This is a genomic window from Streptomyces sp. NPDC057682, assembly GCF_042799575.1.
GTDB lineage: Bacteria > Actinomycetota > Actinomycetes > Streptomycetales > Streptomycetaceae > Streptomyces.
Window position 1 is genome coordinate 60,239 of the sequence record NZ_JBHVIN010000008.1, and the last position, 26,061, is coordinate 86,299.

The 26,061-nt window shown below is 73.2% G+C and carries 24 protein-coding genes; 9 read left to right on the forward strand and 15 right to left on the reverse strand.

The genetic code is table 11. The annotated features are described in order from the left end of the window. Window positions 1-62 precede the first annotated feature (62 nt). Entirely contained in the window at window positions 63-638 is a 576-nt protein-coding gene (locus tag ACFVDM_RS16415) for a dihydrofolate reductase family protein (protein WP_383639324.1), read from the forward strand. A gap of 36 nt (window positions 639-674) precedes the next feature. Here ACFVDM_RS16415 and ACFVDM_RS16420 read toward each other — a convergent pair whose 3' ends face one another. From ACFVDM_RS16420 to ACFVDM_RS16465, 10 genes are all read right to left on the reverse strand, one after another. Beyond that, the gene (locus tag ACFVDM_RS16420) at window positions 675-1,814 is read right to left on the reverse strand and encodes a zinc-binding dehydrogenase (protein ID WP_383639327.1); all 1,140 of its coding nucleotides are present in this window, start codon (window positions 1,812-1,814) and stop codon (window positions 675-677) included. Continuing rightward, complete coding sequence (locus ACFVDM_RS16425) at window positions 1,811-2,113, reverse strand: putative quinol monooxygenase (protein WP_383639330.1); 303 nt, start codon at window positions 2,111-2,113, stop codon at window positions 1,811-1,813. Before ACFVDM_RS16425 ends, ACFVDM_RS16420 begins: the two co-directional genes overlap by 4 nt. A gap of 7 nt (window positions 2,114-2,120) precedes the next feature. Continuing rightward, the gene (locus tag ACFVDM_RS16430) at window positions 2,121-2,780 is read right to left on the reverse strand and encodes a glycerol-3-phosphate responsive antiterminator (protein WP_383639333.1); all 660 of its coding nucleotides are present in this window, start codon (window positions 2,778-2,780) and stop codon (window positions 2,121-2,123) included. A gap of 39 nt (window positions 2,781-2,819) precedes the next feature. Further along, the gene (locus ACFVDM_RS16435) at window positions 2,820-4,373 is read right to left on the reverse strand and encodes an FAD-binding oxidoreductase (protein ID WP_383639336.1); all 1,554 of its coding nucleotides are present in this window, start codon (window positions 4,371-4,373) and stop codon (window positions 2,820-2,822) included. Then, entirely contained in the window at window positions 4,370-6,043 is a 1,674-nt protein-coding gene (locus ACFVDM_RS16440; RefSeq protein ID WP_383639340.1) for an FAD-dependent oxidoreductase, read from the reverse strand. Before ACFVDM_RS16440 ends, ACFVDM_RS16435 begins: the two co-directional genes overlap by 4 nt. An 80-nt stretch (window positions 6,044-6,123) precedes the next feature. Next, entirely contained in the window at window positions 6,124-7,677 is a 1,554-nt protein-coding gene (locus ACFVDM_RS16445; RefSeq protein WP_383639343.1) for an FGGY family carbohydrate kinase, read from the reverse strand. An 82-nt stretch (window positions 7,678-7,759) separates the two neighbouring features. Next, a complete protein-coding gene (locus tag ACFVDM_RS16450) occupies window positions 7,760-9,202 on the reverse strand; it encodes an MFS transporter (protein ID WP_383639346.1) in 1,443 nt (480 codons plus the stop codon). Window positions 9,203-9,448: 246 nt separating this feature from the next. After that, the gene (locus ACFVDM_RS16455; protein WP_383639349.1) at window positions 9,449-10,999 is read right to left on the reverse strand and encodes a peptidoglycan-binding protein; all 1,551 of its coding nucleotides are present in this window, start codon (window positions 10,997-10,999) and stop codon (window positions 9,449-9,451) included. Between the two features lie 229 nt (window positions 11,000-11,228). Then, entirely contained in the window at window positions 11,229-11,957 is a 729-nt protein-coding gene (locus ACFVDM_RS16460) for a nitroreductase family protein (protein WP_383639352.1), read from the reverse strand. Between the two features lie 55 nt (window positions 11,958-12,012). Further along, entirely contained in the window at window positions 12,013-12,462 is a 450-nt protein-coding gene (locus tag ACFVDM_RS16465) for a nitroreductase family deazaflavin-dependent oxidoreductase (protein WP_383639355.1), read from the reverse strand. A 225-nt stretch (window positions 12,463-12,687) separates the two neighbouring features. Between ACFVDM_RS16465 and ACFVDM_RS16470 the strand changes: the two genes are divergently transcribed. From ACFVDM_RS16470 to ACFVDM_RS16480, 3 genes are read left to right on the forward strand one after another with little or no spacing between them, the layout of a single operon-like run. Further along, a complete protein-coding gene (locus tag ACFVDM_RS16470) occupies window positions 12,688-12,921 on the forward strand; it encodes an acyl carrier protein (protein ID WP_383639358.1) in 234 nt (77 codons plus the stop codon). Next, window positions 12,918-14,165, forward strand: a complete 1,248-nt coding sequence (locus ACFVDM_RS16475; RefSeq protein WP_383639361.1) for a beta-ketoacyl-[acyl-carrier-protein] synthase family protein — start codon at window positions 12,918-12,920, stop codon at window positions 14,163-14,165. Before ACFVDM_RS16470 ends, ACFVDM_RS16475 begins: the two co-directional genes overlap by 4 nt. 21 nt (window positions 14,166-14,186) lie before the next feature. Then, window positions 14,187-15,119, forward strand: a complete 933-nt coding sequence (locus ACFVDM_RS16480; RefSeq protein WP_383639364.1) for an alpha/beta fold hydrolase — start codon at window positions 14,187-14,189, stop codon at window positions 15,117-15,119. Window positions 15,120-15,141: 22 nt separating this feature from the next. Here ACFVDM_RS16480 and ACFVDM_RS16485 read toward each other — a convergent pair whose 3' ends face one another. From ACFVDM_RS16485 to ACFVDM_RS16500, 4 genes are all read right to left on the reverse strand, one after another. After that, window positions 15,142-17,550: an endonuclease/exonuclease/phosphatase family protein gene (locus tag ACFVDM_RS16485; protein ID WP_383639367.1), complete on the reverse strand. Its 2,409-nt coding sequence runs from the start codon at window positions 17,548-17,550 to the stop codon at window positions 15,142-15,144. A gap of 75 nt (window positions 17,551-17,625) precedes the next feature. Continuing rightward, window positions 17,626-18,090, reverse strand: coding sequence for a DUF5360 family protein (locus tag ACFVDM_RS16490; RefSeq protein WP_383639370.1), 465 nt, complete (start codon window positions 18,088-18,090; stop codon window positions 17,626-17,628). Then, window positions 18,090-18,416, reverse strand: a complete 327-nt coding sequence (locus tag ACFVDM_RS16495) for a DMT family transporter (RefSeq protein WP_383639373.1) — start codon at window positions 18,414-18,416, stop codon at window positions 18,090-18,092. Before ACFVDM_RS16495 ends, ACFVDM_RS16490 begins: the two co-directional genes overlap by 1 nt. Beyond that, window positions 18,416-18,928, reverse strand: a complete 513-nt coding sequence (locus tag ACFVDM_RS16500; RefSeq protein ID WP_383639376.1) for a TetR/AcrR family transcriptional regulator — start codon at window positions 18,926-18,928, stop codon at window positions 18,416-18,418. Before ACFVDM_RS16500 ends, ACFVDM_RS16495 begins: the two co-directional genes overlap by 1 nt. Window positions 18,929-19,473: 545 nt before the next feature. Here ACFVDM_RS16500 and ACFVDM_RS16505 point away from each other — a divergent pair. From ACFVDM_RS16505 to ACFVDM_RS16525, 5 genes are all read left to right on the forward strand, one after another. Then, the gene (locus tag ACFVDM_RS16505; RefSeq protein ID WP_383639379.1) at window positions 19,474-20,715 is read left to right on the forward strand and encodes an aminotransferase class I/II-fold pyridoxal phosphate-dependent enzyme; all 1,242 of its coding nucleotides are present in this window, start codon (window positions 19,474-19,476) and stop codon (window positions 20,713-20,715) included. A gap of 178 nt (window positions 20,716-20,893) precedes the next feature. Continuing rightward, window positions 20,894-21,406 carry a hypothetical protein gene (locus tag ACFVDM_RS16510; RefSeq protein ID WP_383639382.1) on the forward strand — a complete coding sequence of 171 codons (513 nt, stop codon included), beginning with the start codon at window positions 20,894-20,896 and terminating at the stop codon, window positions 21,404-21,406. Continuing rightward, complete coding sequence (locus tag ACFVDM_RS16515) at window positions 21,403-22,335, forward strand: class I SAM-dependent methyltransferase (RefSeq protein ID WP_383639385.1); 933 nt, start codon at window positions 21,403-21,405, stop codon at window positions 22,333-22,335. Before ACFVDM_RS16510 ends, ACFVDM_RS16515 begins: the two co-directional genes overlap by 4 nt. Beyond that, a complete protein-coding gene (locus ACFVDM_RS16520; protein WP_383639388.1) occupies window positions 22,332-24,890 on the forward strand; it encodes an MMPL family transporter in 2,559 nt (852 codons plus the stop codon). The genes ACFVDM_RS16515 and ACFVDM_RS16520 overlap by 4 nt, the downstream gene beginning before the upstream one ends. 8 nt (window positions 24,891-24,898) lie before the next feature. Beyond that, window positions 24,899-25,591, forward strand: a complete 693-nt coding sequence (locus ACFVDM_RS16525) for a CPBP family intramembrane glutamic endopeptidase (protein WP_383639391.1) — start codon at window positions 24,899-24,901, stop codon at window positions 25,589-25,591. A 32-nt stretch (window positions 25,592-25,623) separates the two neighbouring features. Here the strand turns inward: ACFVDM_RS16525 and ACFVDM_RS16530 are convergent, their stop codons facing one another. Next, the gene (locus tag ACFVDM_RS16530) at window positions 25,624-25,989 is read right to left on the reverse strand and encodes a nuclear transport factor 2 family protein (protein WP_383639394.1); all 366 of its coding nucleotides are present in this window, start codon (window positions 25,987-25,989) and stop codon (window positions 25,624-25,626) included. Window positions 25,990-26,061: the final 72 nt, after the last annotated feature.

Here is a 26,061-nt window from a genome sequence, read left to right on the forward strand (position 1 = left end):
CGCGACCCCGCCGCCGGGTAGGGTCGGGCACGCCCGCCCCCGACACCCCGGTGAGGTCCGCGATGCGCAAGATCATCTACTCCATGTCGATCTCCCTCGACGGATACATCGAGGGCCCGGACCAGGACATCAGCTGGCACCGGGTCGACGACGAACTGCACCGGTACTTCAACGAGACCATCGCCGAACTGGGCGGATTCCTGCACGGGCGCGTGGTGCACGAACTGATGGCGGACTTCTGGCCCACCGCCGACGAGGACCCGGCGAACGCCGGGGCGACGGCCGAGTTCGCGCCCATCTGGCGCGACAAGCCGAAGTACGTCTACTCCCGGACGCGGGACCGCATCGACTGGGCGACCGCCGTCATCCACGACGTCGTGCCCGAGGAGGTGCGGGCGCTGAAGGAGCAGCCCGGCGGCGACCTCGGGCTCGGCGGCGCCGACCTCGCCGCGTCGTTCGCGGCGCTCGACCTGATCGACGAGTACCGGGTCACCGTGCACCCCGTGCTCATCGGGCGCGGGCGGCGCATGTTCCCGCTGACGGACACGGTCACCCCGCTCCGGCTCCTCGGGACCCGGTCCTTCGGCAGCGGGGTCGTGGAACTGCACTACGCGCGCGACACGGAACGCGGGGACTGACCCGTACGCCGGCGGCGCACGGGCCCGTCCCGACGCTCACACGGCCAGCAGACCCGAGGTGTCCAGGACCTGACGGATCGCCCGGCCCGAGGCCAGTTCCTCCATCGCGTCGTTGATCCCGTCCAGGGCGAGCGTCCCGGTGTGCATCAGCTCCACCGGCATGAGCCCGGCCCGCCACAGGTCCAGGAAGCGCGGGATGTCCCGGCGCGGCACCGCGTCGCCCATGTACGAACCGAGCAGCGACTTGCCCTCGCCCGCGAAGGCCAGCGCCGGGACCTCCAGCGTCCGGTCCGGGGCGGGCAGCCCCACCGAGACGACCTTGCCGCCGCGCGCCACGGCCGTCAGGCATGCGGCCATGACCTTCGGACTGCCCACGGCCTCGACCGCCACCTCCGCCCCGCCGGACGTCAGTTCGCGGATCGCGGCGACCGCCTCGTCGGGGGCGTACGCGTGGGTGGCGCCGAGCCGCAGGGCCAGGGCGCGCTTCTCCGGCACCGGGTCGACGGCGATCACCGGGTACGCCCCGGCCGCCCGTGCGCCCAGCACCGCCGAGAGGCCCACCCCGCCCAGCCCGTAGACCACGGCCGACTGGCCGGGGCGCAGCGCCGCCGTGTTGATGACCGCGCCGGCCCCGGTGAGCACCGCGCAGCCGAACATCGAGGCCACGGTGAACGGGATGTCCCGGGGGATCGGCACCAGCGACTCCTGGGCCACCACGGTGTACGAGGAGAACGCCGAGACGCCCAGCTGGTGGTGGACGGTGGCGCCGGAGGCGTCGGTCAGCAGCGAGGGGCCGTGCAGCAGCGCCCCGGAACCGTTCGCCGCGGCGGCCTGGGCGCACAGGGCGGGCCGGCCCGCCGCGCAGTCGGCGCAGAAGCCGCAGCTCGGCACGAAGACGAGCGCCACATGGTCACCGGGGGAGACCCGGCGCACCCCGGGCCCGGTCTCCTCGACCACGCCGACCGCCTCGTGCCCGAGGGCCATCGGCAGCGGGCGCACCCGGTCGCCGTTGACGACGGAGAGGTCCGAGTGGCACAGCGAGGCGGCCGCGACCCGGACCAGGACCTCCCCCTCGCGCGGAGCGCCGAGCTCCAGCTCCTCCACGGCGACCGGACGGGAGTCCGTGTACGGGCGCGCGGTCGAGGTCCCGCGCAGGACGACGGCCCGGGTCCTCACGCTCCCGCCCCCTCACGCGGAGTGCAGCGCAGCACCTCGCGGCTCTCCAGCAGCGGGACGACCCGGCCGAGCACGATCTCCTGGAAGTGCGGGCTCGCGCAGTGCGCGGTGAAGTCGGCCTCGCTCGCGTACTCCTCGTAGAGCGCGATGGCGCGGGGGTCCTCGGTGCCCTGGTGGACCCGGTAGGCGAGGTTGCCGGGCTCGGCGCGGGAGGCCAAGGCCATGGTGTCGAGGAGCGGCAGGACGGTGTCCTCGGCGCCCTCCCGGGTGCGGTAGCGGGCTATGACGACGTAACTCACTTCGGTACTACTCCTGGGGTGGGGAGGGCCTCTTGAGGGCGCCCGGCGGGACCGGCGGCAGCTGGTCGCGGCGCAGATGCCAGAGGCGGGGGTCGGAGGTGGCGGCCGCGGACGAGCCGAGGGCCAGGGCGAGCGCCACGTCCGCGGGGTCTTCCACGAAGCCCGCGGCCACCGACGGGGACATCGCGCGCTGGGCCTGCGCGCTCATCCGGGCGATGATCGGGGCGGGCATGACCTCGACCAGGTCCGGCGCCCCGCGCGCGATCGCGTCCGTGGAGCGGCGCAGATTGGACCGGTCGGTGACGAACACCTTCATCATCGTCAGCAGGCCCAGCGGCCGGCCCTTCTCTATGAGCGAGAGCCGGGTGCTGACCACGCCGTGCGCGCCCATGTTCTTGATGAACTCCAGCGCGCCCCGGTCCTGCGCCAGACCGGGGCTGCTGTCCACGTTGACGAACACGAGCTTCCCCGCCCGGCCCAGCGCCGGAACGACCTGGGGCAGCTGCCCCACGGCGAACGACGCGAGGATGCACACCCGGGCCGGTGCGGTCAGGAACTGCCGCAGCGGCTGGGCGCCGACGACCGATGCGATCACGGGCACCTCGGCGAACGCCGAGGCGAGCCGGGGATCGAGCGGGGCGCCGGACCGGGACGGGGAAGGGGTCATGCCATGGCCTGCCTGGGAGGAGGGGTGCGGAGGGCCGGGTCAGTTCAGCGGAGACGTACCGAATCGGCTGGGAAGGCCCAGTTTGCCAGGGTTGAGAATGCCGGCCGGGTCCAGGGCCTTCTTCACCGCGACGAAGGTCTCGAAGCCGGCGCCCAGCGATTCCCGCAGGTAGGGGCCGCGCAGCAGACCGCAGCCGTGGTGGTGGCTGAGTGCCGCCGCGTGCTCGATCAGGACGGCGTTCGCCGCGTCCCACACCGCGCGGTACCAGTCGCGCCGCGCCTCGGGGGCCACGTCGCCGCGGAGCGAGAAGTAGACGCAGGCGCCGTCGGTGTAGGCGTGCGACTGGTGCGCGGAGGCCGCCAGGGTGCCCGGCACCGACTGGATCGCGGCCACCACCTCGTCGTAGATCACCGGCAGGTCCGCCCAGGACGCCGCCATCTCCAGGGTGTCCGCGACGAAGCCAGGACCGGGGGTGAAGCCGTCCGAGGACTTGCCGACCAGCATCCGCTCGTCCAGCCACCGCTCGAAGACGGCCCGGGAGTCCAGCTCGGGGCCGTACTCCGCGCAGACCTCGGCCGCCACCTTCAGCGAGGCGTCCACGATCGCCGGGTCGCCCTCGTCCGCGACCAGCAGCAGATTGGTCTCGGGGTGGCCGAAGTGGGTGCCCGACTCCAGGGCGTCGTACAGCCGCAGCACCGCCGGGGTCGCCCCGCGCTGCATGATCCGCCGGCAGGCCTCCAGGCCCTCGGCGAAGGTCGCGAAGCCGTACGCGACGGCGTTCGCGTACTCCGGGAGGGGGTGCACCCGCAGCCGCGCCGAGACGATGACGCCGAGGGTGCCCTCGGAGCCGATGAACAGCTGGCGCAGGTCCGGGCCGACGGCCGCGCGGGCGTAGTCGCCGTACGTGGCGCGGGTGCCGTCGGCGTGGATCACGTCCACGCCCACGACCATGTCCTCGATCTTGCCGTAGCGGGTCGAGAGCTGGCCGGCGCCCCGGCAGGCGATCCAGCCGCCGACCGTGGAGACGGCGAACGCGGAGGGCCAGTGGCCCGTCGTGACGCCGTACTCCTCCTGGAGCTGCTTCTCGAAGAGGTCGCCGAACATGCCGGCCTGCACGTCCACCACGTTCGACTCGGCGTCGAACCCGGTGATCGCGTTCAGCCCGCACACGTCCAGGACGACGCCGCCGAAGACGGGGAGCGCCGCGCCCGTGACGTTGGAGCGGCCCGCCGACGGGGTGACGGGGATGCCCGCCTCGTGGCAGATCCGCAGCACGGCCGCGATCTGGTCGGCGTCGTCGGCCTCCACGACCACGGCGTCCGGCGTCGCGGGACGGCCCTCGGTCTCGCCGATCATCGAACCGGCCCACCAGTCACGGGTCCGGGTGACGACCTCCTCGCGCTCCACGTGCACGGCCCGCGCGACCTCGCGCAGCGCCCCGATCACGGCCTCCGGCACCTCGACCGGGTCGTTCTGGAGCGCGGCCTCGCCGTCGCCGACCGGGGTGTTCTGCGCCCACTTGGCGAAGCTCGGGGCGCCGACCGTGTAGTTGCCCCGGTTGAACGGGTGGGTGATGGTCTGACGGCTGATCATGCTGCGGCCCCTTCGAGGAGTACGGACTTTTCGTGGCGGACGGAGGCGAGGTAGTCGGAGACGGAGCGCTCCACCTCGGACTGGCTGAGGTTCAGTTCGCGGCCGAGGATCGCGCCGACGGTGCCGGCCGCCTCGGCGGAGGCGTCGCGGGCGAAGAGCCGGGCGCGGGTGCGGCGGGAGAGGACGTCGTCGACGGAACGGGCCAGCTCGGCCCGTGCCGCGTACACGACCTCGGCCTTCGTGTACGGGAGTCCGGTGACGACGGGCTCGGCCAGCGTCGGGTCCTCCTGGATGAGGTCGCCGACGAAGCGGGCCTCGGTGCCGAAGCGTTCGCCGAGATGGGCGGCGAGCCCGCCGGACGCGGCCACGGCCTCGGCGTCGTAGCCGGCCCCGCCGAGCAGCGGAAGGTCGGTGGTGCGGCTCTTCCCCCGGCGGCCCAGGACGGTCATCACCTTGTCGATGACCAGCTCGCCCATGTGCCGGCTGGTGGTGAGCTTGCCGCCGGTCACCGTCACCATGCCGGTGCGGCCGACGCTGATGTGGTGGTCGCGGCGCATGTCGAGCGTCGCGCCCTCCTTGCCGCCGACCAGCGGGCGCAGCCCGCCGATGGAGCCGACCACGTCGTCCGGGGTGAGCTTCCCCTCGAAGGCGGTGTTGGCGCCCTCCAGCAGGAAGTCCATCTCCTCGCGGGTGCAGTGCACATCGTCCGGCGAGCCCTGGTAGTCCTCGTCCGTGGTGCCCAGCACCACGGCGTTGCCCCAGCGGGTGCAGGTCGCGCGGCGGGCCCGGCCCGGGATCGGGACGGTGACCGTGCAGTTGATCCGCACCTTGTCCCACGGCACCACGATGTGCACGCCCTTGGCGGGCCGCACCTGGGGCCGGTGGCCGTCGACGGCCTTGGCGTCCAGCTCGTCGGTCCACACCCCGGTGGCGTTGACGACGGCCCGCGCCCGGATGTCGAAGGTGTCGCCGTCCGCCGAGACCCGCGCGCCGGAGACCTTCCCGGCCTGCATGAGCAGTCCTTCGGCCTTGGCGCCGTTCAGCACGGTCGCGCCCAGGGCGGCGGCCGTGCGCACGATGGTGAGCACCAGCCGGGCGTCGTCGGTGCGGGCGTCGAAGTACACCAGCCCGCCCTTGAGGTTCTCCGCGCGCAGCGTCGGCGCCTGCGCGAGGACCTCCGGCACGGTGAGCCGCTGGTGCAGCTTGCCGATCCGCCAGCCGCCGACCAGGTCGTAGGTCCACAGCAGACCCTCGAAGCCCTTGGCGAGCCGGGCGTCGAAGACGCCCTCCTTCTCCAGGATGGGGAAGAGGAACGGCAGCCGGTGCACCAGGTGCGGGGCGTTCTTGCGGAAGCGGTGGCGTTCCAGGAGCGAGTGGCGGACGAGGTTGACGTTGCCCTGCTCGATGTAGCGCAGGCCGCCGTGCACCATCTTCGAGGACTTCGACGAGGTGCCCGACGCGAAGTCGTCCTTCTCGACGAGCGCGGCGCGCAGCCCCCGGGAGGCGGCGTCCAGCACGGCGTACGCCCCGGTGACGCCGCCGCCGATGACAAGGACGTCGTACGTGTCGTCGGCCAGCCGCCGCTTGGCCGCCGCGCGGTCCAGCAGCAGCGGGGTGCGGCGGGTCGCCGCGGCGGCGCGCCGCGGCTTCCTGGCGGGCATGGTGATCACAACATCAACTCCTGGTGGTTCAAGGTGCGGTGGCCGCGCGGTCGGGCGGGCGGCCACCGCCTGCCGACGGCTGGGGGCCGTCAGTGGGGGATGAGGGGTGTGAGGGCGGGGTCCTGGAGATGGCCGATGAGCACATCCCGCCAGGCCGCGCGCTGGGCGGCGCGTTCGTCCGCGCCGAGGGACGGTTCGAAGACCCGGCCCCGCGGCTGCGCCTCGACGACCTCCTCCAGGGAGCCCCAGAGCCCCTGGGCGACCCCGGCGAGATAGGCGGTTCCCCGCAGACTGGCGGTGGCCGAGTCGGAGACCCGCTCCAGCGGCAGACCGGTCAGATCGGCCTGGATCCGCAGCAGCGGGTCGCTGCCCGCGACCCCGCCGCCGACCCGCAGCCGGGTGAACGGGGCGTCCATCGTGGCGGCGACCCCGTCGACGAGGTCGCACACCGAGTGCGCGATGCCGTCCAGGACGGCGCGGGCCAGATCGGCCCGGGTGGTGGCGAGGGTGAGCCCGGTGAGGGCGGCGGTGGCCTCCGGGTGCCAGACCGGCGTTCTGACCCCGGCGAGCGCCGGGACGAAACGCGGGGTGCGGCCCGGCCGGGTGGGGACCCGGCCCGCCTCCTCACCGAGCTCCTTCGGCGAGGCGAACAGGCCCAGGTCGTCGCAGAGCCAGCGCAGCGCCGAACCCGCCGTGGAGGTGTAGGCCTCCAGGCTGTAGTGGCTGGTGGAGCCCTGCCGGTAGCCGGGCTGGGCCAGCACCCCGGCGATGTCCGGCCGGGGCAGGGCGGGCGTGGTGCCGGTCGCCGCGTCGACGAACGCGCCGGTCCCGTACATGCACATGCCCTGTCCGGCGGCCAGACCGCCGAGCGCGATCAGGGCCGCGTGCTGGTCGCCCATGGAGGCGGCCAGCGGGACGGAGATGCCGAGGGCGGCCGGGTCGGTGGTGCCGAACCCGGCGTCGTCGGAGCGGAGTTCGGGCAGCAGGTCGAGGGGGAAGCCGAGATGGCCGATCCACTCCTCGTCCCAGGCGTGCCGCTGGAGCAGATAGCCGCCGGTGGACGCGGCGTTGGTCGGGGTGGTGGCGTGCACGGCGCCCCCGGTCAGCCGCCAGATCAGCCAGGTGTCGACGGTGCCGAAGAGCAGCCGGCCCGCGCGGTGCGCCTCGGCCGCCTCCGGGTGCGCGGCGATCTGCCGGGCGGCCCAGAGGAACGGCGCGCGGGCCCCGACGGGCCGGCCCTGGCGGGCGGTGAGGACGGCGTCCCACCGCTCCTCGTGCGCGGTGAGTTCGGCGGCGTACCGCCGGTCCTGCCACACCACGGCGGGCAGCAGCGGCCGCCCGGTCACGCGGTCCCACAGCATCGCGGTGGCCCGCTGGGTGGAGAGGGCCACGGCGGTGACCGCGATCCCCTCCGCCCGCGCGGCGGCGACGGCCCGGCGCGCCACGTCGAGCGTGGCGGTCCAGATCTCCATCGGGTCCTGTTCGACCGAGTGGTCGTCCGGGTGGCTGACCGCGATCGAGCGGTAGAACACCTCGTGCGCCCCGCCGGAGTCGAGTACGACTCCGGCCCGGGTGCCGGTGGTGCCCTCGTCGATGGCGAGCACACCGCGCCGGGAGGCGGCGCCGGGGAGCGTCTGCGTCATTGCGGGCCTTTCCTTGCGAGCGTCGCGAGCTGTACGGAGGGGGAGAGGGACCATCGTGGGGTGCGGCGGGACCGGCGGACGGTCAGCGCGCGGCGGCGGCCGGCGCGGATTCCCGCGCGTCCGCTCCGGCGGCGTCCTGCCCCGCCACCTCGTCCGGCGAGGGGGCCTTCATCGGGTCCCACTTGATGGCCAGGCAGGTGATCATGCCGAGCAGCGGCACGACGGACAGGACCAGGAAGGTGTCGGCGAGGCCGAGCCCCTCCTTGATCTGCGGGAAGAGGTAGAGCCCGGCGACACTGCCGAAGCTGCCGACCATGCCGGTGACCCCGGTGCCCAGCGCGCGCACATCACTGCTGTACGAGAGCGCGGCGATGGACTTGCCGTTGGCGCCGGGTCCCGTGGAGTGGCAGAGGATGAACAGCACCGGCAGCAGGAACGCCACGGCCGTGGGCACCTTCTCGAAGGTCAGCCCCATCGCGACCAGAGCGACGAACACCCCGGCGAACCCGGCGGCGGAGCTGAGCCGCAGTCCGAGCCGGCGGCCGAAGTACGCGGACAGCAGTCCGCCCGCGATACCGAAGGCGTTGAACACCATCGAGCCGATTGTGGCCTTCTCGAAGCTCTCGCCGAAGATCGTCAGGCTGATCAGGGGGAGGTACCAGCCGACCGCGAAGTACTGCATCGACTGACCGAGCGAGATCACCGAGGACAGGATCGTGCGCGGCAGGTAGTCGCCGCGGAACAGTACCCCGGCCTGCCGGAAGCCGATCGCGGGGGCCTCGCTCGCGGCCCGGGTCGCCTCGTCGGGCTTCCCGGCGACGGCCTCGATCCCGTAGATCCGGTCGAGGTTGAGGACGGCCTCGTCGAGCCGGCCCTTGCTCGCCAGCCAGGTGGGGCTCTCCCTGAGCATCAGCCACTGGCCCAGCAGCAGCGCGACCGCGACGACGGCGGCCGAGCCCACCGACCAGCGCCAGATGTCCGCGCCGACGTCCAGGTTGAAGAAGAGCAGCGCGAGCGCCAGATTGCTGGTGGTGGCGACGTACCAGACGGCCTGCCACAGATTCAGCCGGCCGCCCAGCTTGGCGGGGGTGTACTCGGCGAGCAGCGCCATGGCGACGGCGAAGTCGATGCCGTACGCCACGCCCACCAGCACCCGGCCCAGCCAGACGACGGTGAAGTCACCGGCGAACGCGGCGAGCAGCGCGCCCGCGATGGCGAAGACCTTGGCGATGAGCAGCGGGGGGACCCGGCCGATCCGGGTGGCGAGCCAGCCGCCGACCGGGTTGAAGATGATCGCCAGGGCCGGAGCGGTGGCCGTGAGGATCGAGACCTGGGTGCTGGTCAGCTCCATCTGGGTCGTCATCGGCCCCAGGCCGGCGCTCAGCGCCGCGTTCGAGTAGGCGTCGAGGAACAGCCCGCCGAATACGAGGAACCAGATGACCTGCGCCCGGCCGGTGATCTTTCCCAGCCCATCGATGAGCGCAACGACGTCGCCGACGCCTTTGACGCTCGGACGTTGTGCCATGAATCCGCCTTCGAGGAAGACCCATCGGCGGCACGGGGAGCACAAAAAAACAGGCATGACGAAACCACCGACAGGTGGTCTATGTCTGTGCCTGCCAAAACACTGCGGAAAGCGCCGCAGCACGTGAGGAGCGACTTACACGAGGAGGTTAAGAACGCCCCCGGAGGCGCGTCAAGGGTTTCCGGGAGGTTACCCAAACGTGACGAGCGGTCCCGGAGCCGTCGCGCGGCCCCGGGACCGCGCAGGTCAGCGGCCTGCCTGGAGGGCCGCCCAGGTGGCCGGACCCACGATCCCGTCGGCGGACAGGCCCCGCGCCGACTGATAGGAGCGCAGCGCGGTCGCCGTCGCCGGACCGAAGGAGCCGTCGATGCCGACCGTCGAGCCGAGCGCCGCCGTCAGCGCCCGCTGGAGCCGCTTCACCGCGTCGCCCGAGCCGCCCTCGGCCAGCACGGGCGTACTGCCGGCCGACAGCAGCGCGGTCCAGGTCCTGGCCCCCACCACCCCGTCGGCGTCCAGCCCGCGCGCCTTCTGGAACGCGGTGACGGCCGCCGAGGTGGCCGGCCCGAAGCTCCCGTCGACCGTGCCGGACGGGAAGCCCTGCGCGTTGAGCAGCGTCTGCACGGCGCTCACCTGCGGCCCCGCCGAACCGCTGCGCTGGGTCGCGTACGAGGGGAAGCTGAGCGCGTCCGTGCCGGGCGAGCCGCCGGTGCTCCCGCCGACCAGCTGCATGTAGCGGTTCCAGTCCCAGTACTGCCCCGGGTCGGTGTGGTCGTTCCCGGGCGCCTCGCTGTGCCCGATGATGTGCGCCCGGTCCTTCGGGATGCCGTACCGGTCGCACAGGTACGCGGTCAGCGCCGCCGAGGAGCGGTACATGCTGTCGGTGAACCAGGTCGGGTCGTCGATGAAGCCCTCGTGCTCGATGCCGAGCGAGGAGGAGTTGGCGCTGCGCGCGTGGTACGCGGTGTCGGCGTCCCGCACCATCTGGGTGATCTGGCCGTCCGAGGAGCGGATCACGTAGTGGGAGCTGACCTGGGACGCCGGGTTCTGGAACCAGCTGATGGAGCCCGCGTACGAGCCCTGGGTGACATGGACGACGACCTTGTCGATCGTCGCCGAGCGGCCCTTGGCGTAGTTGGCCGGGTCGGCCGGCACCCAGAGGGCGGAGGGGTAGTCGGCGCTGCGGGTGCTGACGGCGGTCGCGGTCGCGTCCTTCTGCGGGGAGACGGGGCGCGCCGTCACGGAGACCGGCTCGCCGTCGGGGGTGACGGTGTCCAGCCCGTCCGCGAGGAAGGTGAAGACCGTGTCGGCGTAGAGGGCGGCCGTCGGGCCCTGCGAACCGCTGTACCGGGCGACGACCGGGTACCACGCGTTCAGGTCGTCGCGGTCCTTCGCGTCGAGCCCGAGGGTGTCGGCGTAGCCGCGCAGCACCGCCGCGCCGCCCAGGACGTTGGTGGCCGTGTCGGTGCGCAGCCGGATCAGGGGGGCGCCGGTGAGGTCGGCGGCCCGTTCCAGGGTGTGCTGGGCGGGGTTGCTGACCAGGTGCATCACCCCGAAGCCGTTCGCCTGGCTGGGGCGCCCGTGGTGGCCGTCCAGCCGGGTCTCCCCGTAGCCGACGGCGGCGAGCAGATCGCGCGGTACGTCGTAGGCGGCGGCCGCGCGGGCGAGGGCCCGGTTCATCGGGTGCCCGGTGTCCGTCGACGCGAGGGCCGGGGTGCCGGTCGCGGCGAGGACGGTGGCGGTGAGGGCCGCCAGCACGGAGGCGCGGGCCTTGGTGTGGGCGGCGGCGCGTGTGGGCATACCTGCTCCTGCTCTGTGGGGGAGAAGAGGAGCGGCCCCGGGCCCGACGGGCGGGCCGAGGGGCCGCGAAGCCCGGCCAGGCTATCGATCTGTTCAGGGCATGACAACGACTCTCCGGCGTGTCGAACAGCCTTTCACTCCAATGGAGTTGACGGTCACTCAGAACGGAAGGGGTGTCGTGGGGCGGGCCGCCGGGCCCCGTCCGGGAGACGGGGCCCGGCGGTGCGGGCTACCAGCGGTCGCGGTGGACGACGTCGGCCACCGGGCGCCGCCGGATCGGCCCGAAGTTGCCCATCGGCAGGCCGACCGGGATCGCGGCGAAGGTCTGCATGGATTCCGGGATGCCCAGGGCCTCCTTCCACTCCTGCTCCAGCATCAGATGCCAGATGGTGATGTTCGCCGCGAGCCCCAGCGAGCGGGCGGCGAGCAGGATGTTCTGCACCCCCGGGTAGACGCACGAGCCCTCGGCCAGGGCCTGGAAGCGGGTCTGGGTGCTCATCATGTGCTCGACCCCGGCGGGGCCGAGCGCCTGCGCGTACACCCCCAGCCCCTCCTCGTCCAGCCGCGGCTCCGGGAAGCGGTAGCAGGGGACGATCAGTGCCGGGGTGTCCGCGAAGTGGTCGCGCTGGTACTCGATCGCGGCCACCATCCGCCCGTACGCGGCCTCGTCCATGCCCTCCGGCGCGAACTTCCCGGTCGTCGCGAGGTAGGCGTCCACGCACCGCTTCCACAGCGGAGCCAGACGTGCCATCACCTCACGGTCCGTCACCACCACGTACTCGTAACACTGCATGTTGCCGCCGCTGGGACCCCAGACGGCGGCCTGTATCAACTGCTCCAGCGTCTCCTCCGGAAGGGGCTCCGGCTTGAGGCGGCGCATCGCGCGCATCGTGGACATGGTGGCGAACAGGGCATCGGACGCGGCCGTCGGGGCCCCGGGCGTCGTTTCGGTCGTCATGATCGCGGAGTGTACGGGCGTGCGCCCGCGCCGAGGAGACCGGCCCGTCGGCCCGTCAGCCCGTCCGGCGCAGCCGGACCACCGGGATCTCGCGCGCGGTGCCCTCCTGGTACTGCGCGTACCGGGGGAAGAGGTCCACCAGACCCGGCCAGACCCGCTCCTTCTCCCGCGCCGACAGCGTGCTCGTCTCGGCCGGGAACCGCTCGGTGCCCACCCGCAGTTCCACGGCCGGGTTCTCCAGCAGGTTGAGGTACCAGAGCGGATGGCTGTCGGAGCCGCCGTTGGACCCCACGATCAGATAGTCGTCGCCGTCGCGCCCGTACATCAGCACCGTGCGCCGCACGGTCCCGCTGCGCCGGCCCACGTAGTCCAGCAGCAGACAGGGCACCCCAAGCTGGGTGGTGCCCTTGGTGCCGCCCGAGGACTCGTACAACTCCGCCTGCTTCGCCACCCAGCCGCTCGGACTGAGCCGCGGGGCCGCCCCGCCGTCGCTCTCCACCGCCATGCCGACTCCCTCGCTCGTAGGTCCGCCCATCGTGCCACCCCCACCCCACCCGGCACGGGATTCGCACACCTGGACGGGCTCCCCACCGCACGGGGGAACGCGGACGGGGGGCGCCTCCCACAGGGCGTATAAAAGGTTCCAACCGGACCGGCCGGCGTCCCCCGACGGCACTCACCCCGCACGCGGCAAGGCGTCACCGCGTACGACAGGCAGGAGTGCCCCCCCATGAACACGGCAGACGAGATCCGTACCTTGCTGGTGGCGAACTTCGGGACCGATCCGGTGGCGATCCGCCCCGAGGTGTCGCTGCGCCAGCTGCGACTGGACTCCCTGGCCCTGGAGGAGCTGCGGCTCCTCATCGAGGACCGGCTCGGCGTGGACCTCGACGACGTCCAGCTGACCTCGCGCGACACCGTCGGGCGGCTCGTCGAGGCCGTCCACGGACGGGCCGCCGCATGACCGCCCCGTACCGGGCCGCGCCGTTCGCCGCCGCCGTCACCGGCATCGGGCTCGTCACCTCGGCCGGCGTCGGCACGGCCGCCGCCTGGCACGGGGTCTCCTCCGCCGAACAGGCCCCCCACGTCCCGCACCGGTCCGAACTCCAGGATCTGCCCTGCGACTTCATGTACACCGTCGCCGGGCTCGATCCGAGGGCGGTGCTCGGCGTCGCCGTCCAGCGGCTCATGGACCGCTTCTCCCAGCTCGCCGTCATCGCCGCCCGCGAGGCCGTCGCCGACGCCGGACTCGACCCCTCGGCCTGGGACAGCGGGCGCGTCGCCGTCGTCATCGGCTCCGCCCACGGCGGACTGCCCTTCTACGACGAACAGCACACCGCCCTCACCGAACGCGGCGCCCGCCGCGTCTCCCCGAAGCTCGCCCCGCTCTCCGTCGTCAACGGGGCCGCCAGCAGCGTCGCCACCGACCTCGGCGCCAAGGGCCCCAGCCAGGCCGTCTCCACCGCCTGCTCCTCCGGCACCGTCGCCATCGGCACCGCGCACCAGATGCTGCGCACCGGCGCCTGCGACATCGTCGTGGCGGGCGGCGCCGAATCCGTCTGCTCCCGGCTCCTCATCGCCAGCGCCTGCCGGCTGGGGGCCGTATCCACCCGGCGCGACGAGCCGCAGGCCGCCTGCCGCCCCTTCGACACCCACCGCGACGGCTTCGTCGTCGGCGAGGGCGCCGGCCTCCTCGTCCTGGAACGCCCCGAGCACGCCGCCGCCCGGGGCGCCACCGTCCGCGCCCTGGTCGCCGGTTACGGCGCCTCCAGCGACGCCTACTCCGCCGTCGCCCCCGACCCCGACGGACTCGGCATCGAACGCGCCCTGCGCACCGCGCTCGCGGACGCCGGGCTCACCGGCGCCGACATCGGCCACGTCAACGCCCACGGCACCTCGACGGTCGCCAACGACCTGATCGAGGGGACCGTGCTCCGCCGCGTCCTCGGTGAACACCCCCTGGTCACCTCGACGAAGGCGATGACCGGGCACACCCTCGGGGCGGCCGGCGGCATCGAGACCGCCCTCACCGTCCTCGCCCTCCAGCACCAGCTCGTCCCGCCCACCGTGAACCTCGACGCCCCCGACCCCGAGATCCCGGTCGAGGTGGTGAGCAAGGAGGCCCGCCCGGCCGTGTTCGAGGCCGCCGCCAAGACCTCGCTCGGCTTCGGCGGGCACAACGCCGCGCTCGTCCTCACCCGGGCCTGACCGACGGGACCCCCCACGCCCATGACCCTGCCCGACGCGACCGTCCGCGACCTCACCGTCCGCGGACTGCGCTACCGCTACCGCGTCCTGCCCTGCCCCGCCCCCCGCACCGAACCGGTCGTCCTGCTCGGCGGCGCGCTCCAGGGCATCCACGGCTGGCCGCAGATGGACGCCCACCTCGGCCCGCACGCCGACGTCGTCACCGTCGACCTGCCCGGCATGGGCGACGCGGACCCGCTGCCGGCCGAGGGCGGCGGCGACGACCTCCTGTGCGAGGCGGTCACCGGGGTCCTCGACGACCTCGGTGCCGAGCGCGTCAACCTCTTCGGCTTCTCCTACGGCACCACGATGGCGTTCGGCTGCGCCCGCCGGAACCCCGGCCGGATCGCCCGGCTGGCGCTCGGCGGGGTGCCCGCCCACATCGGGGACGAACAGCGCGAGCGGTGGGCCGCCGCGATCGCCCGGCTGCACGCAGGGGACGCCGAAGGGCTTGCCGCGCTGGCCTCGGACGTGCTGCTGTGCACCGACCCGGAGCGGCCGGTCCACCGGAGGGCGCTCGCCCGCAGCTACGTCCGCCGGGCGTTCGTGCACGCGCTCACCCGGTCCCCGCACGCCGAGCGTTCACTGATCCGGGCGCTCGGTCACCGGCCGGACTTCTCCGGCGGGCTGAGCGGGGTGCCCGCCCTCGTCTTCGCGGGCGAGCACGACACGGTGACCTCCGCCGAACGGCAGCGGGCCTTCGCCGCGACGATCGAGGGCAGCCGATTCCTGACGATCGGGGAGTCCGACCACTGGGTCGTGCTGGAGCGCTCCGAGGACGTGGCCGAGCTGGTGACCCGCTTCTTCACCGACCGCCCGCTGGAGTCCGCCGCCGCACTGCGGCCCGTCGCCCCGCTGCCGCGTCCGCGCACGGCGGACGCGGCGTTGCCGACGGGCGGCCGGGGCGTCCGCTGAGCGCCCCGGCCGCCCGGCCGGATCAGGGGCGGCCCTCCACCTTGACCCGCACGATCTGCGGGTCGTGGTCGCTCGCCTGGTCGGCGAACTCCGCGTTGATGTGCACCACGTCGTAGTCGAACCGGCGGATGCCGGGGCTCGTCAGGATGTGGTCCAGCGTCTGCGAGTTGCCGTCGTACACATAGCTGTACCGCTCGTCCGCCGGCAGCGTGGTGATGAGCGGCTTGAGGACCTTGCCGTCGGTCAGCGCCGAGACCGCCGGCGAGAACGCGAAGTCGTTCAGGTCGCCGAGCGTGATGACCCGGGCCGACTTGTCCGCCGCCAGCAGCGACTTGACGAAGGTGTTGACCTCGGTCGCCTGCTGGATCCGCTTCGACTCCGAACTGCGCCACGGCTCCTGGTAGCGGCCGTGCAGTGGCTGGTCGCCGCCCTTGGAGGCGAAGTGGTTGCCGATCACGAAGACCGGCTTGCCGTGGAAGCGGAACTCGCCGACCAGCGGCTTGCGGCTGTCCGCCCACGCGGCGCTCGCCGGGTTGATCCGGCCGGGCGACACCGACAGGGCCACACCCTTCTTCGTCGGCACGGCGGCCACCGGGGTCGTCGCGTCGCCGCCCGCGCGGTCCGTGAAGGAGACCCGCTCCGGGTTGAAGAGGAACACATTGCGGATGTTGCCGCCCGGCTCCCCGCCGTCCTCGCCGTCCTGCGGGGCGACGTACCGCCAGGCGTAGCGGGGTCCGCCCGCCGCGACGATCGCGTCGGTGAACCGCTTCAGCGTGGCCTCGGAGCCGACCGTGCCGTCATTGACCGCGCCGTTGTCGTCCTGGATCTCCTCCAGCGAGACGATGTCGGGGGAGGAGAGGTTGACCGCGACGCCCTCGGCGAGCGTGTCGAACTTGGCCTGCTCGTCCAGCGCGTCCAGGTTCTCCACGTTGTACGTGGCGACGGCGAGTTCGCCGCCCTTCTGCTTCCGGGTGACCTCACGCTTCAGATGCTTGTCGACGAGGGTGCCCAGCTCCGTGGCCTGGAGGTTGTAGCCGCCGTACGAGGCGTAGTCGATGACGCCCGTGGTGGCCCCCGCCAGCACGTCGCCCACGTTGCCGACCGGGAAGGGACGACTGGTGTCGAGCGACATCACCTTGATCCGGCCGCTGTTCTGGTCGGTGTACGAGGAGTAGAGCGTCCCGCCGCGCTCCGTGGGGTTCTGCTTCGGGGCGACGGTCACCCAGATCTCGTCGTACGCGGTCGTCGCACCCGTGACCCGGGTGTCGGCGATCCGCACGCGGACGCCCTCCAGCGACTCGTAGAGGTCGAGGGCGTACGCGGACGGCTCCAGCGGCAGTCCGTCGATCGAACCGCCGCCCGCCGTCGGGCTGTAGGCGTCCGGCACGGAGGCGGCGTCGAGCACCACCGGGGCGGGCAGCGGGTTGCCCGAGGACACGACGGTGACGCGGGGTGAGGTGATCTCGGTGACCGACTGGGTGGTGGACGACGGGTAGTACTCGTCGACCACGCCGCTGACCAGCACCGAGTCGCCCACCGCGACCTTCGGTTCGGCCGAGCCGGTGTAGACGAACACGGCCTCGCTGGTGCGCGCGTCGGCGTCGGGGGCGGTGTCCTGGATCCAGAAGCCGCGCGATCCCGAGGTACGGACGGCGGTGACGACACCGGGCACCCCGGTGACGCCCTTGCCGTCCAGCGGGGAGACCCGGGTGGTGCCCTGGATGTCGTGGACGCGCACGGTGCCGGGCTCGGTCGGGTTGCCCGGGTCGCCGGGCCCCTCGCCACCGCCGGAGGTGTCGCCCGCGGCGTTGACCGGGGTGGGCGTCCCCGCGGCGAGGTCCGCCGCGTTGTCGTCGGTGTCCGCGAGGGAGGCCGGGCGGGCCACGGAGGCGGTGGCCGAGGCGCCGGTGGCGGGGCCGCTGCCCTCCCGGACGACGGCGGAGCCGTAGCCCACGAGGTCGACGATCCGGGTGTCGGCGGCGCAGTCGGCCGCGGTCTTGCAGGTCAGCGGGGTGGTCCCGGAGACCAGGGCGATGGTGCCGCTGGCGGCGGACATCGCGACGGTGCCGGTGGCGTCCGGGGCGGGCAGTGCGACGGTGCCGCCGGTCCCCGCCGCCTCGGCGACCAGATAGCGGCCGCCCGCGGCGACCGAACCGCTCAGCGCGGAGACCTGCCACAGCGAACCCGCGGACGGGGCGCCCGGCAGGTACTGGACGCTGTAACCGGACAGGTCGAACGTCCCCGAGCCGACCCCGGCCAGCTCGACGAAGTCCCGGGTGAGCGTCGCACCCGAGTTCCCCCCGCCGCCGTACACCTCGGAGATCACGACGGTGGAGGACGGAGCGGCGAAGGCGGCGGGCAGCGCGGTCGCCGAGAGGGTCACGGCTACCGCGCCGGCCAGCAGGACGGAACGGTGTCTGGATATACGCACGGAAACTGCCCCTCAGAGTGTGGTGAGGGTGCACAAGCTATGCGCGTAGAACAGCCGATGACAAGGCATCAGAGGTTAATTCCAGGAATCGGTCCGATCCGGTCGGGACCGGGCGCGCGCGGTCAGATACAGCGCCGGGACCGGGAAGAGCAGCAGGAAGAGGTTGGGGATCCACCAGGTGGGCGACCAGTCGCCGCGCAGCGCCCAGAAGGCGACGGCCTGGAGCCCGGCGGTGCTCGTCAGGGTGAGCGAGACGGTCATGAGCGTCCGCCATCCGGGCCGGCCGCGCCGGGCGAGGACCAGGGCGGCCAGGCCCGTCGCGCTCGCGGCGGCGTCCAGCGGGAGGAAGGAGTAGTTCCAGTCGGTCATGACGGGGTCGGTGTAGTCCTTGTAGGCCAGCTCGGCGGGGATGAGGCCGAGCAGGGCCGTCGCCCAGTAGAGGACGAACCCCAGATCGGTCACGAGCATGGTGGCCTTGACCGCGCCGAGGGCGGAGGGCCGCCGGGGCGGGCAGGAGGCGAGGGCGGCCGGGCGCGCCATCAGTGGGCGAGCCCTCCGCCCAGATACATCACCGCGACCCCGAACACGATGAGTCCCGCGCCCACCACCGTCGCCGTGTGCAGCTGTTCGCCGAAGAGGAGCACCCCGCCGACCAGCGCCCCCACGGTGCCGAGACCGGACCAGACCGCGTAGACCGGGCCGACGTCCAGGCTCTTGAGGGCCTGGGCGAGCAGGACGAACGCCGCCGCGTAGCCGATGACGACGACCAGGGTGGGCCACGGCCGGCTCAGTCCGTGCGAGGCGCGCAGCGAGAGGGTGGCGATCACCTCGGAGACGATGGCCCCGGCCACCATGGCGATTCCCATCAGGCGGCCGCCCTTCCCTCGATCAGCCCGAGCACCAGGGCGCGGAGCCGGCGGTGGTCCTCGCCCCGCGGGTCGGCCAGGCCCAGGAGCCGGGCGGTCCACCAGCCGTCCACGGCCATCCGGACCAGGGTGCTGACGCCGGGCGGCAGTCCGTCCCGGTCCAGGCGCTCCTGCCAGGCGCGGTAGCGCTCCTGGAGGACGTCGAGCACGGCGGGACCGTTGGCGGCGGCGAACAGGGCGACCGGGACCGAACCCTGTGCCGGGTCGTCGTCCTCGGGGGACTCCGGCGGGATGGAGGCGTCGAGCCAGGCCAGGGTGAAGGCCCCGGGCGGGGCGTCCTCCCCGGGCAGGACCGCCTCGAAGCGGCCGACGAGCCGGCGCACGACCCCTTCGACCAGGGCCTGGCGGTTGGGGAAGTGGTGCAGCAGCCCGCCCTTGCTCACCCCCGCCTCGGCCGCCACGGCGTCCAGCCGGACCGCGTCGATGCCCCTTTTCAGCAGCACGCTCTCCACTGCGTCAAGGATTCGATCATGCATCGACGGCCCCGTTCTCCGACTTCCGGTATTGTCCGACCGTCTGGACGGTCGAATGCAGGCTAGCATGGCCTCCGAGGCGATTCCCGGAGATGGTTCAGGGAGTGTTCCGAGGGTGGGGCAAAGTGGCTCCATACATCGGAACCGTTAATTCCATATCAACGGCCGGGCGCTGTGGATGTGGGTTGACATGGCGTCTGCGGTTTGCCTACGTTCTGTGTCGGCGGGGCCGGCGCGGATTCGGGAACCGGCTGAAGTGATCTGTCAATCGGGGGGATTTGAATGGTTCACGGTTCGTCCGAGAGGTAACGGCGACTCCCGGGTGCTTTCGTGCCCCGGTTGAGCGACCATGGCGAGCGCATTCCGGTGGATCAGCGTCGATCCGCCCCGCTCGCTCGTCCGGGAATGATGCACCGGACCAGGTGACGGCTCGTTTTCGAGTTCTTGCGATACGTCCTCGGCATACGCCGCCGACGTGATCGCCCCTTTCTCTGGAACATCCGAATGAGGCGGACACCTGTGGCGTGCCCGCATTCCGGTGGGAGAGTTTCGTGAACGCTCGATTAAAATTCCCCGACGTCTACGACCGGCTCGACGAATACCGCGCGGCCTCCGATCTGATGAGCGCGGGAATGTATCCCTTCTTCCTCCCCCTCGACGGGCACGAGGCGTCCGTCGTCCGGCGGGCCGGCCGCGAACTCATCATGTGCGGCTCCAACAACTACCTGGGCCTGACCGGCGACGACCGCCTCGTCGGTGCCGCCGAGGACGCCCTGCGCCGGTACGGCACCTCCTGCACCGGCTCCCGCTTCCTGAACGGCAACACGGACCTCCACGAGCAGTTGGAGGCCGAACTCGCCGCCTTCCTCGGCAAACCCGCCGCGCTCGTCCTGCCCACCGGTTACCAGGCCAACCTCGGTGCTGTCGCCGGACTGCTGTCGCCCCGGGACTACGTCGTTGCCGACCGGGAGGCCCACGCCTCGCTCATCGACGGGTGCCGGCTCAGCGGCGCCCGGATGCGCTGGTTCCCCCACAACGACGCCGAAGGACTGCGCACCGCCCTGGAGCGCATACCCGACGACGCCGCCCGGCTCGTCGTCGTGGACGGCGTCTACTCCATGGAGGGCGACCTCTGCGACCTCCCCGCCGTCGTCGAGGTCTGCGCCGAGTACGGCGCCCGGCTCCTCGTGGACGACGCCCACGGCCTCGGCGTACTCGCCCGGGGACGGGGCACCGCCGCCCACTTCGGACTGACGGACCGGGTCGACCTGATCACCGTCACCTTCAGCAAGTCCCTCGCCTCCATCGGCGGAGCCGTGCTCGGCAGCGAGGAGGCCATCCACTACCTCAAGCACCACGCGCGCAGCCTGATGTTCAGCGCCTCGCCCACCCCGGCGAGCACGGCCACCGCCCTCACCGCCCTGCGCGTGCTGCGCGCCGAACCCCACCGGGTGGACCGGGTCCTCGCCAACGCGGCCCGGGTGCGCCGGGGCCTGGCCGGCGCGGGCATCCCCACCGGCGACAGCCCCACCCCGATCGTCCCCGTGCCGATGGCCGGGACCACGGAGACCCTCACCGCCTGGAACCGCCTCGTCGAACGGGGCGTGTACGTCAACCCGGTCATCCCGCCCGCCGCCTCGCCCCGCCTGCGCACCAGCTACACGGCGGCGCACACCCCCGAACAACTCGACCGGGTCGTCGAGGCCCTCGCCGCCGAGGTCCCGGCCGGCAGCCCACGGCACCGTGCCGCGGCCACCGCGGCCTGATCCGGTGCGGCCCGCCACCGGCGCCCTCCCTAGTGCCGCATCAGCCAAGGTTCGCCCCGTCGCGACGCCATGCACGCACTCTCGCCGCACCGGCCGAAAGCCCACGTACGCCCAGTACGAGGACTTCCGGCCGGCACGCCGAGAGCACGCACCTGACGCCGCTCCTTCCGGGCAAACCTTGACTGCCGCGGCACTGGCCGTGGCAGCGGCGGCCGGGGTGATCGCCGCCGCCTGCCTGCGCCCCTGCGCCCACCGCTTCGGGACCGGGGCCGTCCTCGCCGCCCTGCTCGTCTGCGCGGTGGCGGGCGCGCTCGGCTGCCGGTTCGCCGCGCGGCTCGCCGCTCCCCGGCTGACCGGGGCCCTGGCCGCGGCGCTGCTCGGACTCGGCACGGCCCTGGCCGTGCCGGGCCCCCCGGCGGCGGCCGGCACCGCCGCGGCCGTACTGGTCGCCGGGGTCCCGGCGACGGTCTTCGCCACCGGCTGCCTCCTGCGCGTCCTCGCCCCGTCCGCCCGGCGGGCCTGCGTCCTGGCCGGGCCCGCGCTGGCCGCCGGGGGAGCGCTGGGCGCGCTCTGGCCGCCGCAGGCCCGCGCGGCGGCCGGCGCCTGCCTCTGCGCCGTCGCGCTGCTCCTCGTCCTCCCGACCGTCACGACCCCTCCCGACCGAACCACCGACCAAGGAGCCCGACCATGAGCCGACTGCGTCTTGCCGCACGCGCACTGCGCCTGACCCTCAGCGGGGCCCATGCCGACCCCACCGCGGACTACGACGCGGCCAGTTCGGACTACGACACCTTCTTCAGCCCGGTCATGGGCGGCCACTCCGTGGCGGCCCTCGACGAGGTCACCGTGGTGCCGGGCAGCGATGTCGTCGAACTCGCCTGCGGCACCGGCCATCTGACGGCCGAACTGGTCCGCAGGCTCGGGGGCCGGGGCTCGCTGCGGGCCGTCGACAAATCGCCCGGCATGCTGGGCGTGGCCCGGGAGAAGGTGCACCCCCTCGTCCGCAGCACTCCGGAACTCACGGTGGAGCTGAGCGAGGGCGACATGGAGACCTTCGTCCAGGGACTGCCCGCCGGCTCCGCCGACCTCGTCGTCGTCGGCTGGGCCATCTGCTACGCCAAGCCGGTACGGCTCCTCACCGAGATCCGCAGGGTGTTGCGCCCCGGCGGCAGGGTCCTGGTCATCGAGACGCGTGCCGACGCCCACCACGCCCTCACCCAGGGCCTGGAACGCGTCTTCGCCGACGACCCCTCGCTGCTCACCAGCATGGTGCGGGTGTCGCTGCCCAAGGACGCCGCCACCGTGGCACGCTGGTTCGCCAAGGCGGACCTCACCGTGGACGTGCGGCGCGAGGGATCCCAGACGATCCCCGCCCACACCCCGGCCGACGTCATGGAGTGGGTGCAGCGCTCGGGCGCGGCCGCCGGCTTCAAGACCGCCGTGGACCAGTCGCGCGAACAGCTCGTCCTGGACCGCGTCGAGGCGGCCCTGGCCGAACTCCTGGCCCGCGAGGGCACCCTGGAGATCGAGCACACCTTCGTCGTGGTGGCCGGCGGCAGGCCCGCGGCCGGGCGGGGCGGCGGCCGCACCCCGGCGAACGAGTCGGCGGGTGCCGCGTGAGCGACGCCACCACCACGACCGCCGGACCGGCCTCCCGGGCCGGCGGCCCCCCGGACGCCCCCGACGGCCGCCTCCAGCGGGTCCTGCGCCGCTTCGCGCACGCCCTGGTCGGCCACCCGAAGCTGGTCGTCGCGGCCTGGGCCGTCCTCATCGCCGCCTGCACCCCGCTGGCCACCGGACTCACCGACGTCCTCACCGACCAGGGGGCCTCCAAGGTCGTCCCCGGCACCAGCAGCGCCCGTGCCGACGCGCGGATCAAGGAGTCCTTCCCGCACCGCTCCGAGCGGGAGGTCGTCGTCGTGGTCCAGGGCACGGACGTGCGCACCCCGCAGGTCCGCGGTCTGCTGGCCGACCTCGACACCCGGATCGCCGGGCTGCGCCGCGACGGCGAGGTCGAGCGCTCCTCCTCCGCCTTCACCGTCTACCGCGACACCACCGCCGGGTTTCTCACCGGCGTCCGAGAGCGCGTCCGCGAGCGGGCGACGACCGAAGCGGCCCGGCGCGCGGCCGTCGACGCCGAGGTCCGGCGGGGCGCGATCCCCACCGCGCTCGCCGGACCCGCCGAGGAGGCGGCCGCCGCCGACGACGACGCGGCGGTCACCGCCGTGGCCGCCCGGTTCGCCCGGCAGACGGACTGGTCCGCGTTCCCCCTCGACGTACCGAAGGAACTCGTCGACCGGCTCGTCGCCCCCGACGGCAGGGCCGCCCTCGCCTCGGTCAGCTACACGGACAAGGCCGGCAGCGACCCGGACGTGGAGTGGCTGCGCGACACCGCCCGTACCCTCTCCGAACGCGCCGGAGCCGGTGTCGAGGTCCACGTCACCGGCGAACTCGCCCTGATCCACGACACGTACGAGAAGGCCGAGTCCGACAACGCGCTGATGGAGTCGGTCGCGTACGTGATCATCTTCGTCGTCCTGCTCTTCTTCTTCCGCGCGCTCGTCCCGGCCGTCCTGACGCTCGCGGTCGTGGGCCTGTCGATGAACGTCAGCCAGGCCGCGCTCAACCTGCTCGGCCGAGAGGTGACGCTCACTCAGTTCACCGTCACCATCATGCAGTTCGTGATGCTCGGCGCGGGTGTCGACTACAGCATGCTGCTGTCCTCGCGCTACCGGCAGGAACGCCTGGCCGGGCGCGGCCCGAAGGAGGCGGCCGTGCACGCCACGGTGCACGCGGGCGAGAGCATGGTCCTCGCGGCCGTCGCCGTCGTCCTGGCCTTCGGGGCGACGCTGCTCTCCCCGGTGGACTGGATCCCGCCGCTCGGCTACGGCGGCCTCCTCGGCATCCCCATCGTGCTCGCCGCCGCCCTCACGCTCACCCCGTGCCTGCTGGCCCTGCTCGGGGACCGGTTCTTCGCCCTCGGCCGGTCGCCCCTCGCCGATCTGGAACGCCACGGGGCGATGGCGCGGCATCTGCGCCGCACCGCCGAGTTCGCCCGCCGCCGCCGGGCGGCGATCGTGGTGCTCTTCCTCGTCGCGACCGTGCCCTTCGCCCTGCTGGTGAGCGGCAACCGCTCCACGTCCGACCCGGTCGCGCTGAGCCCGGCGACCGATTCCCGGGCCGGGTACGAGACCGTGGCCGACACCTGGGGCGACGCGGCGGTGCTGCCCACGATCGTCACCGGGCGCGCCGCCGACGGCGTCCTCGACGACGGCCGGCCCACGCCCGGGGGCCTGGCCGCGGTCGCCCGCCTCACCGAGACACTCGCGGCGACCGACGGCGTCGCCTCGGTCGACTCCCTCAGCCACCCCTTCGGCAGCCGCTGGAGCGCGGACCGGCTGACCGCGGCGGGCACGGGCGTCACCGAGGACTACGCCTCGCCGGACGGCGCGCTGCGCTTCGTCGTGGCCCTGAAGGACGATCCGTACTCCGAGGCGGCGGCCCGCACCGTCCAGCGCCTGGACACCGTCCTGGCCCGCGACGGCGCGGCGGTGGGCACCCTGAACCTCGGCGGCGCCACCCAGGTCGACCTCCAGTACGGCGCCGCGCTGCGCTCCAGCTTCTGGCGGATGGTGCTGCTGGTGAGCCTCGGCGTGTTCGTCATGCTGGTGATCACCCTGCGCTCGCTGCTCGTGCCGGTGCGGCTGATCGCCACGATCATGCTCAGCAACGTCCTCGCGATCGGACTGACCGTGCTGATCTTCGCCTGCTGGCGCGGCGAGGCGATCATCGACGACCTGCCGATCTTCCTCACCGTCCTGATGATGGGGCTGGGCATGGACTACGAGATCTTCCTGGTTACCCGGGTCCGCGATCTGATCCGGAGCGGTCTCGACCAGGACGAGGCGACCATGGAGGCGGTCGTCGACACCGGCCGGGTCATCAACGCGGCCGGGCTGGTGATGGCCGGGAGCCTGGGCACCATGGCCCTGTCGTCCACGCTGATGCTCAGGGAGTACGGGGCCGGACTCGGCCTCGCCGTCCTGCTGGACGCCACCGTGATCCGGATGCTCTTCGTCCCGGCCTCGCTGATGCTCCTGCGGAAGTACAACTGGTGGCTGCCGCCTCTGCCCGGCCGCCGCCGCCGCACCGCCGCCCCCTCGGCCGGCGGATGAGCGGGCCCGTGCCGGACGTCCTGGGACGGCTGCGCCGCCGGCACGAGCGGGCCCCGCTCGCGTCGGCGGCGGCGCTCTTCGCCGTGCTGGCCGCCGTGCGGCTGGCGGGGGCGTACAACTTCGCGTTGATGGTGCTGTCCGTCGCGTTGAGCGCCTGCGTCCTGCTGGTGGTGGAGCGCCGGGGCTGGCCCCGGACCGGGCTGCGCGGATTCCCGCCGCGCGCGGCGCTCCTGACGACCGGGCTCGTCGCCCTGGTCTACGCCCAGACCTTTCTGGCCGCGCGCGGCGCCTTCGGGGCCGACGACGACAACTGGACGGTCTGGGTGCCCCGGATCTTCCAGGGCATGGTGCCCGGTGCGCCCTGGGCGGACACCGCCGCCATGCTGCTCTGCCTCGGGCTCCTGGTGCCGCTGGTGGAAGAGGTCTGCTACCGGGGCGTCCTGTACGAGGCGGTCGAACGGGAACGGGGCGGGGCCGCCGCCGTCGTCACCACCGCGGCCGCCTGGTCGTTCGTCCACCTCGGCGACTACGGCCTGAAGCCGTTCGACGCCGAGGTGGCGGCGGGCGCGGTGCTGTCCGTCTTCCTGATGGGCCTCGCGCTTGGCCTCTGCCGGGCGGTCACCGGATCGGTGCTCGCCTGCACGGCGGCGCAGGGCGTCTGCAACCTGCTGCTGCTCGCCGCCGTGTACGCCGCGCGATGACCGGGACCGGGCGCGGCGGCGGGGCCGGTCCGTCAGGACGGCAGCCGGTCCAGGAAGCCGCTGACCGAGGCGATGCGCCCGTCCTCGGCGAGGGCGATCACGTCCGAACCGGCCACGGGCGCCGAGCCGTCGGCCCCCGAGACCAGCTCCCAGCCGAAGCGGGCCAGGGCGTGGTGTCCGTCCACCTCGCCCAGCAGCCGGAACGTGAAACCGGGGAACTGCTCCTGCGTCCCGCTGATCGCGGCGGCCAGCGCCTCGTGCCCCCGGACGTCGGTGAACGGATCGGTGTACGTGGCGTCCTCGGTGAAGGCCGCGGCGACGGCCTTCTCCAACTCCTCGGCGGTGGCGGCGTTCCAGGCGGCGAAGTAGCGCTGGACGGCGTCGTAGTAGGCGGTCATCGTGCGGTCCTCTCGTCGGCTCCGGCCGGTGGCCGGGAGCGCTGTGCTCGTGAGGAACACGATGTCGGACGG

Excerpts from the sequence above, each read along its gene's own strand:
- ACFVDM_RS16460 (WP_383639352.1), bottom strand. The coding sequence starts at position 11,957 with ATGACGACCGAAACGACGCCCGGGGCCCCGACGGCCGCGTCCGATGCC.
- ACFVDM_RS16475 (WP_383639361.1), top strand. The coding sequence starts at position 12,918 with ATGACCGCCCCGTACCGGGCCGCGCCGTTCGCCGCCGCCGTCACCGGC.
- ACFVDM_RS16480 (WP_383639364.1), top strand. The coding sequence starts at position 14,187 with ATGACCCTGCCCGACGCGACCGTCCGCGACCTCACCGTCCGCGGACTG.
- ACFVDM_RS16530 (WP_383639394.1), bottom strand. The coding sequence starts at position 25,989 with ATGACCGCCTACTACGACGCCGTCCAGCGCTACTTCGCCGCCTGGAAC.
- ACFVDM_RS16465 (WP_383639355.1), bottom strand. The coding sequence starts at position 12,462 with ATGGCGGTGGAGAGCGACGGCGGGGCGGCCCCGCGGCTCAGTCCGAGC.
- ACFVDM_RS16470 (WP_383639358.1), top strand. The coding sequence starts at position 12,688 with ATGAACACGGCAGACGAGATCCGTACCTTGCTGGTGGCGAACTTCGGG.
- ACFVDM_RS16435 (WP_383639336.1), bottom strand. The coding sequence starts at position 4,373 with ATGATCAGCCGTCAGACCATCACCCACCCGTTCAACCGGGGCAACTAC.
- ACFVDM_RS16445 (WP_383639343.1), bottom strand. The coding sequence starts at position 7,677 with ATGACGCAGACGCTCCCCGGCGCCGCCTCCCGGCGCGGTGTGCTCGCC.
- ACFVDM_RS16450 (WP_383639346.1), bottom strand. The coding sequence starts at position 9,202 with ATGGCACAACGTCCGAGCGTCAAAGGCGTCGGCGACGTCGTTGCGCTC.
- ACFVDM_RS16415 (WP_383639324.1), top strand. The coding sequence starts at position 63 with ATGCGCAAGATCATCTACTCCATGTCGATCTCCCTCGACGGATACATC.
- ACFVDM_RS16495 (WP_383639373.1), bottom strand. The coding sequence starts at position 18,416 with ATGGGAATCGCCATGGTGGCCGGGGCCATCGTCTCCGAGGTGATCGCC.
- ACFVDM_RS16455 (WP_383639349.1), bottom strand. The coding sequence starts at position 10,999 with ATGCCCACACGCGCCGCCGCCCACACCAAGGCCCGCGCCTCCGTGCTG.
- ACFVDM_RS16515 (WP_383639385.1), top strand. The coding sequence starts at position 21,403 with ATGAGCCGACTGCGTCTTGCCGCACGCGCACTGCGCCTGACCCTCAGC.
- ACFVDM_RS16490 (WP_383639370.1), bottom strand. The coding sequence starts at position 18,090 with ATGGCGCGCCCGGCCGCCCTCGCCTCCTGCCCGCCCCGGCGGCCCTCC.
- ACFVDM_RS16430 (WP_383639333.1), bottom strand. The coding sequence starts at position 2,780 with ATGACCCCTTCCCCGTCCCGGTCCGGCGCCCCGCTCGATCCCCGGCTC.